This is a genomic window from Algoriphagus yeomjeoni (assembly GCF_003259505.1).
GTDB classification, from domain to species: Bacteria; Bacteroidota; Bacteroidia; order Cytophagales; family Cyclobacteriaceae; genus Algoriphagus; species Algoriphagus yeomjeoni.
This window is the reverse complement of the sequence record NZ_QLLK01000012.1, coordinates 90708-102316: the sequence shown is the minus strand read 5'-3', so window position 1 is coordinate 102316 and position 11609 is coordinate 90708. Positions and strand designations below refer to the sequence as shown.

Annotated in this window: 7 protein-coding genes; 5 read left to right on the top strand and 2 right to left on the bottom strand. The window is 40.1% G+C overall.

What is annotated here, in order from left to right; translation table 11 throughout:
• Position 1 precedes the first annotated feature (1 nt).
• Together LV83_RS17745 and LV83_RS17740 are read right to left on the bottom strand one after the other, a co-directional pair.
• Complete coding sequence (locus tag LV83_RS17745) at positions 2-916, bottom strand: FecR family protein (RefSeq protein ID WP_111612905.1); 915 nt, start codon at positions 914-916, stop codon at positions 2-4.
• A gap of 235 nt (positions 917-1151) precedes the next feature.
• Positions 1152-1748: an RNA polymerase sigma factor gene (locus LV83_RS17740; protein WP_111612904.1), complete on the bottom strand. Its 597-nt coding sequence runs from the start codon at positions 1746-1748 to the stop codon at positions 1152-1154.
• Between the two features lie 418 nt (positions 1749-2166).
• On the opposite strand from LV83_RS17740, the gene LV83_RS17735 reads away from it, so the two are divergent.
• The 5 genes from LV83_RS17735 (at position 2167) to LV83_RS17715 (ending at position 11443) form a co-directional block, all read left to right on the top strand.
• Positions 2167-3417, top strand: a complete 1251-nt coding sequence (locus tag LV83_RS17735; RefSeq protein WP_111612903.1) for a PepSY-associated TM helix domain-containing protein — start codon at positions 2167-2169, stop codon at positions 3415-3417.
• A 420-nt stretch (positions 3418-3837) separates the two neighbouring features.
• Positions 3838-4506, top strand: a complete 669-nt coding sequence (locus tag LV83_RS17730; RefSeq protein WP_111612902.1) for a response regulator transcription factor — start codon at positions 3838-3840, stop codon at positions 4504-4506.
• Positions 4503-5870: a sensor histidine kinase gene (locus LV83_RS17725; RefSeq protein ID WP_170124581.1), complete on the top strand. Its 1368-nt coding sequence runs from the start codon at positions 4503-4505 to the stop codon at positions 5868-5870. Before LV83_RS17730 ends, LV83_RS17725 begins: the two co-directional genes overlap by 4 nt.
• Positions 5871-5957: 87 nt before the next feature.
• Complete coding sequence (locus tag LV83_RS17720) at positions 5958-10283, top strand: CusA/CzcA family heavy metal efflux RND transporter (protein ID WP_111612900.1); 4326 nt, start codon at positions 5958-5960, stop codon at positions 10281-10283.
• Positions 10283-11443, top strand: coding sequence for an efflux RND transporter periplasmic adaptor subunit (locus LV83_RS17715; protein WP_111612899.1), 1161 nt, complete (start codon positions 10283-10285; stop codon positions 11441-11443). The genes LV83_RS17720 and LV83_RS17715 overlap by 1 nt, the downstream gene beginning before the upstream one ends.
• Positions 11444-11609 lie beyond the last annotated feature (166 nt).

The window sequence follows — 11609 nt, the reverse complement described above, 5'->3', positions numbered from 1 at the left end:
TCTATTGTATTCTGATTAAATTTTTGTCAAGGTTGATCTTTGTATTGAAAAGTACTTCGATATTATTGATCACTTCATTGGGATTATCGGTTAGAGGTAAGCTTCCTGAAATAAGTTGGTTGGTTGGTGGTATTTTTTGATCTATTAGTTCCAAATCATATAATTCTGTCACCACTCCTAGGATATCTTCCAGGCTTTCGTTTTGCATGCGAAGCTTGCGATCCTGCCAAGCGAGAAGCCTTAGTGGATCAGGGACTTTTTTGGTTTCAATATGATTCTTTTCTAAGTTCAGTTTTATCGTCTCTCCTGGCACTACCATTCGATTTGTCTCACCTTTTTCTCCCTGATACCCCAATTTTACACTTCCTTCTATTAGGGTCAGTTTGTGAACTGGGTGCTGGTTTTTAAAATTAAATTCAGTACCGTAGACCTCCACTTCCATTACTTCTCCTTCATTGATCACAAACCTTTTGATGTCGTCATTTTTTGCAATATCAAAATATGCCTCTCCGGTTAAATCTACTTTTCTTTCAAAACCATTTATCCTAGTGTAGCTATAGGCTAAGGAAGAATTGGAATTTAGCAAAGCGGTGGAGCCATCAGGTAAGTTGATTTTCAAAGTCTCGTTTGACCCTGTTTTATAAAGTACCAGTTCTTGTTTTACTGAATGCCATAATCCAAAGCTTGTGGCAATAAGTAGTAGAAATGATGCTGCAATCTTTGAGTAGTAAATTGTTCTCGCTTTTCTTTTAGCTTTTTCCTCATTTCTTTTAATCCCTGTCTTTATTCCTACTAAGATTTTTTTTCTCAAGGCCTTTAACTCCTCCTCATCTAGTTGGTCTAGGTAGTTCGATTCGTGAATCTCCCCTGCCTCAAAGTGTTCTTCTTGAAATAAATTGGAACTTTCTTCTGTCATCAATTTTGTCTTATACCATATAAGTCAACTATCACGTGATTATCCTCCATTGAAGGTGGAAATAAAACCAACTTTTTTTAAAAATGAATTTTATGTGGTAATAAACTGATAGAAATTACCCTGGATCTGGATTTTTTGCAAATAAGTGTTTTGAGCGATTTACAAAGAAAATGCTACTATATGAAAGGTTATTGAGTTCTTCTTTAGGTAGAATGCTACTAGAAATAGACTGCTGTCAATAGTTTAAAAAGTGGTCTATGCCGAAGATGATACATGATGATAAGGTGAGTTCTCTCAGACTTATCCTAATGTCCTTTAATGCCCGCATTAGATGTTTCTCAACCGTACTTACCGATATTTCCAGATTTTGGGCGATTTCAATGTAGCTTAATCCCTTATTGAACCGGAGCTTATAGACTTTTTGACGTTGAGGAGGAAATCCGCCTACAACCTTTTTGATGTTCGATTTTAAATCGTTGTAGAGAACCTTTTCTTCAACTGATAAGCTGGTTTGTTCCCCTTTAGATTTTTCTTTTTCAGAATATTTGTCCCGTATGCTTTGCGATTTGTATTGGTTAATGATCCGATAATTGACAGCTGTGAATAAATAAGATGAGAGAGAAGTGTGGATTTCCAGTTTCCCTCTTTTTGACCAGAAATCAATAAACACCTCTTGAACTATTCCTTCAACAATTTCTTTTTTGCTCAGCTTTTTGTATCCAAAATTGAAAAGTCTTTCCCAGAAAAGATGATATACTTCAATAAATGCTGATTCGTCATCTTTTTTGATTCTTTCAACTAATTGGAGTTCGATTATTTCTTTTTCTGACATGGGGCGCCTCAGTTGGTAACTGACTTCATTAAATTGAATAAATAATAAAACTAGGTTGTAAATGTTCAATTAAAGCTAATAAACTATGCCAAATTATCAATAAGTGGGTATAAAAGGAATATAATTCATAGTTTATTTTGATAAAAATGTAAAAAATGGTTTAATACGGGGCCTGTCACTTTTATTCCATGTCTTCAATTTTTCAATTTCCTCTAAATCAACGAAATACGAAATCCGCTTCATTTTTGAATTACAAAGTTGATTTCAATCAGGTATGAATTCTTTTCTTCCCACTGCTCCTTGTAACTGTCTGATTAAAAAAGAATTTTAATTTTTCCTTAGATTAAATCTAAATAATTAAATACTTTTTTAATTTTGCCAACTGAATCAATACTCAATTCCTTAGAACACACCATTTATGCAGCCTAATAAAACCACTGCCTGGAAAAGTATCCGAAATGTTTTTGACCAAATACACCTGTATGCTGGATTGATTTCTGGACTGGTGGTGATTGCAGTATGTCTTAGTGGTACTATTTACGTGTACAATACAGAAATCCGGGAGTTTATGGATTCAGAATTATACTTCGTGGAGGAATCTGGTACTAGACTATCAGCAGATGAATTGAAAAGCGAGGTTGAAAAAAGCTCTGAATCGAAAGTAGTGGGATTGATGTGGAATGAGGATACAGATCGAAGTGTGCAGTTTACCTTAAAAAAGGAAGGTGAAGAGGGCAGAGGAAGTACTTTTTATGTGAACCCCTATACGGCTGAGATTTTGGGAAATAGTTCAGATAAAACTGCAACCACTGAATTCATGGGGTATATGTTCAGCCTTCACAGATGGTTGTTGCTGGATAGAATTGAGGAGCCGATTTTGGAAAGCATGGGTAACCGTGACTTGGGTAGATTTATTAACGGGGTGGCGACCTTACTATTTCTTCTTGGTGTGATTACCGGAATAGTAATCTGGGTTCCTAACAAGGTAAAAAGCTGGAAGCAGGGCTTAAAAGTAAAATGGTCTGGTAATTGGAAACGAGTAAATCACGATTTGCATAATACGCTGGCATTTTATTCATTGATTGCCTTATTTATAATGGCGGCAACCGGGCCTTTTTGGTCTTACACTTGGTATAGAGAAGGCTGGCAAAAGACCTGGGATATCTATCAAGAGCCTGCTCCAAGAGGTGAAAATGCTGAAAAGCCAAAGTCTGAACCAACTGCTGAAGTAATAGAAGCAGCAGAAAGTATTCCTGCAGTTCTTTCGCTCGAGGATATTTTTGCAAAAACTAATGCTGAGCTTCCTTATGAGGGAAATATCAGAGTGTCTCTTCCTTCCAATCCCTCAGATCCGATCAGTGTTAGTAAATATAAAACTGGTTTTTTTGCCAGATCAGGTTCAGATCAATTGAAGCTATCAGCTGCAGATTTATCAATAATGGAGGCTAATTTGTTTTCAGATTTACCTTGGCGTCAGCAAGTGGGTAGATCGGTTAAGTCACTACATGTAGGTGATATCTTTGGTCAATTTTCGAAGTTCCTTTGGTTTGTGGCCTGCTTGATCGCCACCTCTTTGCCGATTACAGGTACGTTGATCTGGTGGAATAAGCGAAAGAAAAAACCATCCAAGAAAAAGCCTGCTCAATCAAGAGTCGCTGAAATGGCATAATGCTTAGAAGACCCCCTGATTTCGGAGGGTCTTTTTATTTAACTTCAGAGTTCACAGAGGGTGACGCAGTGGGCGCAACTCTAGTTGGCTGTCCTGCTTCTCCAGAAGCTGGGCTCGGTCATATACCTTGTCGTTTTAGTATGAATCCTTACAGACCAGAATTCTTTTAGTGATTTTGAGATACAAACCAGGACGGTAATTTTGTCCCTAACGGGACTTTTGTCATTTCCCATAACAATTTAAGAGAATCTTAAGCTTCAGATTTACCGACCTTGATTTGATTTGCTAACTTTTGCGAAGCAAAAACAATTACAAAGTAGATTGGAAGGAAAAGAAACCACATCAATTTCCCTTCAAGCTATTCTGCTTAGCGACGACCTTTGCGAACTTTCGTGCACTTCGTGGCTTAAAAAAATTAACATGCGAATTCTAATCGTAGAAGATGAACCAGGAATTTCCAGCTTTTTGAAACAAGGGCTGGAAGAGGAATCCTATGCGGTGAATGTTGCTGAAAACGGAGAAAAAGGACTTCACCTTGCTTTGAGTGGTGAATACGATCTCCTATTATTAGATTGGATGTTGCCGCTAAAAAGTGGTGTGGAGGTTTGCAGGGAATTTCGAAAGCAATTTGCTGATACACCAGTTATTTTTCTTACTGCAAAAGATACTGTAGATGAGACCATCACAGGTTTGCAGTCTGGGGCCAATGATTACATCAAAAAACCCTTTCATTTCGAAGAATTACTGGAGCGAATTCGGGTGCAATTAAGGTCGAAGGTTAATACAGAAGAGAAATATACCCTTGGCCCCATTTCTCTTTATACAAACAGGCATCAAGTTTTTCTTGAAGAGGAGGAAGTCCAGCTGACGCAAAAGGAGTTTGCTTTGCTGGAATACCTAATGAAAAACAAAAATCAAGTTTGTCGTCGCACCCAGATTATCGAAGAGGTATGGGATATACACTTTGATTACAATACGGGTGTGATTGATGTTTTCATGAATTCACTTCGAAAAAAACTTCATTTCAGTACCAATGAAGACTACATCCATACGGTTCGTGGTGTCGGCTACATAGCCAAAGAATTATGAACATTTCATACAAAGAACGCATAGCAAGTAGGTTAACCTTGGTTACAGCCATGATCGTATTGGTGGTCTTTGCGATTATTTATTTGGTGGTGGATTATACTGTAATTCAAAATATTGATCGGGAGTTAAAACTAGAGACGGATAAGCATGTGGGGCAGATTTTTTTGGTAGAAGGTGAGATTCGTTTTGCGCACAAAGACGAATGGCAGGAGATGGAGCATAGTCAGATACAGCTTAATCCGATTTTCATTGAGATAGTAGACATGCAAGGAAACTCTATGGATAAGTCACCAAATTTAGGTGAAAATCACCTGAGTTTTTCTTTAGATAGAGGTGAGATGAATGAGACCCTGACATTGAAAACTGGTGGCAGGGAAGTTCGTCAGATGCAAATCCCACTAAGACATTCTGGGAGACTTGAAGGCTATATGTTGGTGGCGAAGTCCTTTGAGGATGCCCGGGAATTGCTCACAAATCTTAGAAATATATTACTCTTACTTTATCCAGGGATACTTATTTCCTTGTTTCTTTCAATGAGATTTCTGGCAGGAAAAAGTATTCAGCCCATTCAGAAAATCATTCAGAAGACCAATCTTATTTCACAGAGCAATTTAAATGAGCGAATTCCTGTGGCCGAGCCGAATGATGAGATTGCTCAGCTTACCCGATCCATTAATGAATTGCTGGCAAGATTGGAGCAGGCAATGACTCGCGAGAAGCAATTCACCTCTGATGCTTCACATGAGTTGAGAACTCCTTTGTCAGTGATGCGGGGCACCTTAGAAGTGCTGATTCGAAAGCCGAGAAGTTCTGAAGAATACGTAGAAAAAATAAAAATGACTTTAGGAAGTATAGACCGCATGTCAGAAATGATCGATCAATTGCTTTCGCTAGCTAGAGTTGGAAAGGGGAAAATGGTACGAGATGAAGTTGAGTTGATTTCGTTTACACAAAATATTGCGGAGCAGTCTGCCAAGGAATCTGGAAGAGAAATCCTGGTTGAGACTAATCTATCCAAGCCCATTTTCAGATTGGTGAATGAGAAATCTCTTCAGATGATTCTGAACAACCTCCTTCAAAACGCGATCAAATACTCAGCTCCATCCACTAAAATTTTGATGCAAGTAGGTAGTCATGAAGGTGCTCCATTTATTTTAGTAAAAGATGAGGGAAAAGGAATGGCGAGTGAATCTTTGGCTAAGATTTTTGATCCATTTTATAGGGAGCTTGATGAAACAGGGACAACTGTCCAAGGTACAGGATTGGGCCTTGCTATAGTGAGAAAACTCGCACTAGAATCCGATATTCAGGTCGAAGTGGAAAGTGAAAAAGGTAAAGGAAGCTCCTTTCGATTGATTTTTTAAGAGCTAGATTTAAGGCAATCTTAAGAGAGTTTTTAGGGCTTTGAGCAGCTAATAGTCCATTTTTGTGATTCAATTATTACCTCCCACATGTTAGATAGAATCATTCAATGGAGTATAGGGCATAAGCTCATCATATTCATTTTTATAGCAGCTTGGATAGGTTTTGGAGTTTTTTCTCTAAGTAATCTCCCCATAGGAGCAGTGCCAGATATTACCACAAATCAGGTACAGGTGATCACCACCTCTAGAAACCTCGCAACTGAAGATGTAGAAAAATACCTGACCTACCCAGTGGAACTGGAGATGGCAAATCTGCCTGGAATAGTCGAAATCCGCTCCGTTTCTAAGTTCGGACTTTCGGTAGTCACCATTGTTTTTGAAGATAAAATGGGGACCTATCTTCCGAGGCAGTTGATCGCAGAGCGGATCAAAATGGCTGAAAAAAGCATTCCTGCAGGTTTTGGAACGCCGATGATGGGGCCAATCTCCACGGGTCTTGGAGAGATCTTTCAATATGTGATCGATGTAGAGCCTGGCTACGAAAATGAGTATACCACAACTGATCTTCGGACTATTCAGGATTGGGTAGTACGTCGTCAGCTTTCCGGAATCGAAGGGGTAGTTGAAGTAAATACCTGGGGAGGGTTTCTAAAACAATACGAAGTTGCCATCAATCCTGAGCGATTGAAAGGCATGCAAATCGACATCGCTGATGTGTTTCATGCGATGGAAAAAAACAATTCCATAGCTGGGGGCGGCTATATTGAAAAAACCAATGAGAGCTTTTTTATTCGTGGAGAAGGGTTGGTTACCAGCTTAGAAGACATTGGAAATATAGTAGTTGAGGTAAGAAATGATGCTCCAATTTATATTCGTGATATAGCTGAGGTGGGCTTTGGGCATGCCAATAGATTTGGTGCCATCACGGCAAACGGAGAAGGAGAAAAAGTACTTGGTCAGGTGATGATGCTGAAAGGTGCTGATTCTAAAGGGACCATAGATCGGGTGAAAGATCGCCTTGAAGAAATGAAGAATTCTCTTCCTGAAGGTGTGGTGATAAACGGATTTCTAGATCGCTCTGAACTTATAGGTAGAACGACTTTTACGATTGCAGAAAACCTGATTTTAGGTTGTTTGATTGTAGTATTCGTTGTCGTTTTACTACTTGGCAATTTTAGGTCCGGGTTAGTGGTTGCTTCGGTTATTCCGCTGGCATTACTTTTTGCATTATCGATGATGTATCTCTTCGGTGTGGATGCCAACCTGATGAGTCTGGGAGCGATTGACTTTGGGATTATTATTGATGGGGCAGTGATTATCGTAGAATACATTGCCTACCAATTCACCCGGGCAGATCATCAGTTGGCTGGTCTTTCTCAAGCCAAAAAGCAAGAGGCTAAAGATGAAATATCCTTTAAGGGAGCTTCTAAAATGATGCACTCTGCAATTTTTGGACAGATCATCATCATCATCGTATTTATTCCGATTTTGTCACTTTCTGGTGTGGAAGGAAAGATGTTCCGTCCCATGGCTGAAGTGTTTTCCTTCGCTTTGGTCGGGGCTATGATTTTGGGACTGACGTATTTGCCGGTTGTTTCAGCTCTTTTCTTAAAGACTACACCTCCAGGTCCTAAGAATATTTCTACTCGAATTATTAACGCTCTTACCAAAGTTTATGATCCTGCGATTACCTGGGCTCTGGACCATGCTAAGGTGGTATTGATTGCAGCTTTTGGACTTTTAGTGGGCACAATTATGATATTCAGTACGATGGGTTCCGAGTTTGTGCCTACGCTGGACGAAGGGGATTTTGTTATTCAGCCTTTTTTGAAGACAGGAACAACACTGACAAATACGGTGGAAACGATCACTGAAATTGAAAAAATCTTAAAGGAATTTCCTGAAGTAAACCAGATTGTTACAAGAATAGGCGCAGCTGAGATTCCTACAGATCCTATGTCGATGGAGGAAAGCGACGTGATCGTGACGTTGAAACCTCGCTCTGAATGGACCACTGTGGAAACCAAGGATGAGTTGGCAGAGAAATTCAAAGAAGCTCTTTCTATTATCCCGGGGATGGAATTTGAATTTACTCAGCCGATAGAGATGCGTTTTAATGAGCTGATTACTGGAGTTCGGGCTGACTTGGCTATCAAAGTCTTTGGTGAGGATTTGGATGTGCTACTGGCTACAGCAGAGGAAATTGAAGCTGCAATACAGGGTGTAGAAGGTGCTGCAGATATTATTTTGGAAAAAGTGGATGGCTTGCCTCAAATGAAAATAGAATACAACCGAGGCAAAATTGCCAAGTTCGGATTGAATATTTCTGACCTGAATGAGGTAGTTTCTATGGGGTTTGCAGGGATGACAGCAGGCACAGTTTTCGAAGGCGAAAAGCAATTTGACCTTGTGGTGAGGTTTGCGGAGCCTTTTCGTAAGGACATCAAAAATTTGGAACAAGCTTCCATTCAGCTTCCAAATGGGGGTTCGGTGCCGCTTTCAGAACTTGCAACAATCAGCTATACCAAGGGACCGGCGAAAATTTCAAGGGATAATACCCAGCGAAGAGTAGTGATTGGAGTGAATGTGCGTAACAGAGACCTGCAGTCGGTGGTGGATGATATTCAGGCTATTGTAGCAAATCAAATTGAATTGCCGGAAGGGTACTTGGTCGATTATGGTGGGCAATTTGAAAACCTTCAAAAAGCCAGAAATAGACTTATGATCGCCGTTCCAGTTGCACTTTTCCTGATTTTCATTTTACTCTATTTTGCTTTCTCTTCCACCAAAGATGCACTGATGATTTACTCAGCAATCCCCCTTTCTGCGATTGGTGGAGTGCTTCTCCTTTGGGCGAGAGATATGCCATTCAGTATTTCTGCTGGCGTGGGATTCATAGCACTATTTGGTATCGCAGTATTGAATGGAATCGTACTAATCGAGCATTTCAAATCCATGGAATCACATTATATCAATATCAAAGACTTGGTGATTAGGGGTGCCAAAGAGCGTCTAAGACCGGTATTGCTTACCGCTTCAGCGGCCGCACTGGGCTTTTTGCCAATGGCAATTTCTAATTCAGCAGGGGCAGAAGTTCAGCGTCCACTAGCGACAGTGGTTGTTGGAGGATTGATTTCTGCCACTTTCCTCACGTTAATAGTACTTCCAGTTTTGTACGTTTTATTCAAAACTAAAACTGGCGGAGCTTCCAAAGCTTCCAAGAAAGTCTTGACTTCCTTAGTGCTCATTTCATTAATTTCTTTCACCGCAAATGGGCAGCAAACCCCATTAACACTTGAGCAGGCAGTGGAGATAGGCATGGAGCGAAATCTCAACCTTCAGGCTGAAGGCAAATCATTAGAGATGGCAAATGCTAAGATAGGTCTGGGCTGGAATCTTGATAAGACTAATGTTTATTATTCGGAAGATAGAAATGACATCGCCGAAAACGGAATTTTCAACAGGAAGTGGGGAATTAGTCAAACTCTGGCTTTTCCTACACTTTATGGGGCTCAGAAAAATGCTTTAGAAGCTGGAGCCGAGATGCAGCTCAGTCAATTAGAACTTCAGAAAAGAAAACTGAAAGGTGAAATCAGTAAAGGGTTTATAGCCGTAAAGTATTGGGAAGACTTGATAGAAAATTACAACTATCTAGATTCTCTGTATGCTGAATTTTCACGCGCAGCCACAAGAAAATTTGAAACAGGTGAAAGCAACTATCTGGAGAAGTTAACTGCGGACGGAAAGCGGCAAGAGATCGGGCTAAAGAAAAGCGAGGCGAATGAGAATTATCTGATGGCGCTGGATTACCTGAAATTAGTGTTGAATTGGGAGGGTGATTTGCAGCTTGCAGAGGAAGAAATTAAACTCGATACCTCCTTAATGCAAGATTGGTCAACTCATCCTGGCGTGGAATACTATCAAAGCGCGGTGAGCCAATCTGGCTATCAGATTCAGAGTGAAAAGCGAAAGTTTCTTCCTGATATCACGATGGATGTCTTCCGCGGAACAAACCCAGGCGCAAATGCTAAAGTTTACCCAGGATTTCACGCAGGATTGTCTATCCCTCTATTTTATGGAGCTCAAAAAGCGAACGTTCAAAGCAGTGAATTTCAGCAGCAAAAAATTCAATTGGAAGCAGAGCACTATAGAAACCAGCTGGAAAATCGCGCTCAGCAATTACAGAGACAACTGGATCAGAATATTCGAGTGATTACTTATTACGAAGAGGAGGGCAAAACACTCTCGCTTCAGATTCTGGAACAAGCACAGAGATCTTACCAAGAGGGAGAAATTGATTTTCTCCAGTATGTCCAGTTAATGGAGAACTCCAGGACGATCACCCTAAACTACTTGCAGAGCAAATTTGCATATCAACAAACAATTTTGGAAATCAACTACCTTCTGAACTGATGAAGAACTACACCATAAAATCATTCTTTTCCGCTTCTCTTTTGGCGAGCAGCTTGTTTTTCTTTCAATGCTCAGGATCTGGTTCTTCCGAATCTGAGGGGGTAGAAGTGGAAGTTGGGACAACTTCGGGCCCTTTTATTACGGTTTCAGAAAGGCAATTTGAGACTATGAAAATGTCTTGGGGAAGCCCGAAACTCGAGGAGTTTTCGGAAGGGATTTCTGTGCAGGGCATGGTAAAAGTCCCGGTTGAAGGCATACAGGAAATTTCAGCTTATTTCGGTGGATATGTCAGTGGATTGGAGTTGTTGGAAGGAGAAGCTGTGAAAAAAGGGCAAGTTCTTTTCTATCTGGAGAATCCAGATTTTATCCGTTTGCAGCAAGATTTTCTGGAAGCAAATAGCCAATTAAGTTATTTGGAATCAGAATATGAACGCCAAAAAACGCTGTATGGAGAAAAGATTTCTTCGCAGAAAAACTACCTTAAAGCAGAAGCTGACTTTCAATCTACTAAAGCAAAGGCTGAAAGTTTGAAGCGTCAACTGGCGATGATCAACATCAATACAGATCAATTAAAGCCAGAAAATATTCGATCCAAAGTACCTGTGTATTCTCCGATTAATGGGTTTGTGGATGCAATTCACTTAGTTCAAGGGTCCTTCTTGGACGTAGCAGGCAAGGCAATTACCCTGATCAATACAGCACACATGCATATAGAGTTGGTGGTTTTTGAGAAGGATGCGGCCAATATTCATAAGGGGCAAAAAGTAAAGGTTACCATTCCTGATCTCTCGAATACGAGCCTAGATGCTGAGGTACTTGTGGTGGGTCAGTCTATTAATAATGAGCGTCAGATTAACGTACATGCTGATTTGGTCAACGAGGAAGATGAAGCGAAGCTAGTGACGGGGATGTTTGTAGAGGCGAAGATGATCATGGACCCGAAGGAAGCATGGGTAGTTCCAGTGACTGCTGTGGTAGCCTCAGAAGGAGAAAACTTTGTATTGGTACAGCGTGAGAAAACCGAAGCTGGATTTAGATTGGAGAAAATTCCGGTACAAACTGGCTTGACCAGCGATAGTATGATTGAGCTATTACCAAATGCTTCATTTGATGCAAATACGGTGATTCTTGCCAAAGGAGGATTTAATCTTTTGCCTTAAATTTTGAATTCTACATTTACTAGAGTATCTCAGGAGTCGAATTTAAATTCCTGAGATACGATCTCGGCATTTGAATTAAGCGATTAAAAGACTGAATTTTATGCCTGACGATTTTCAGGTTTATTTTAGTCCCTTGGCATACTTCATTTTTTGATAAAGTAGACAT

Coding starts and splice junctions, on each gene's coding strand:
- LV83_RS17745 (WP_111612905.1), bottom strand. CDS start 916: ATGACAGAAGAAAGTTCCAATTTATTTCAAGAAGAACACTTTGAGGCA.
- LV83_RS17740 (WP_111612904.1), bottom strand. CDS start 1,748: ATGTCAGAAAAAGAAATAATCGAACTCCAATTAGTTGAAAGAATCAAA.
- LV83_RS17735 (WP_111612903.1), top strand. CDS start 2,167: ATGCAGCCTAATAAAACCACTGCCTGGAAAAGTATCCGAAATGTTTTT.
- LV83_RS17730 (WP_111612902.1), top strand. CDS start 3,838: ATGCGAATTCTAATCGTAGAAGATGAACCAGGAATTTCCAGCTTTTTG.
- LV83_RS17725 (WP_170124581.1), top strand. CDS start 4,503: ATGAACATTTCATACAAAGAACGCATAGCAAGTAGGTTAACCTTGGTT.
- LV83_RS17720 (WP_111612900.1), top strand. CDS start 5,958: ATGTTAGATAGAATCATTCAATGGAGTATAGGGCATAAGCTCATCATA.
- LV83_RS17715 (WP_111612899.1), top strand. CDS start 10,283: ATGAAGAACTACACCATAAAATCATTCTTTTCCGCTTCTCTTTTGGCG.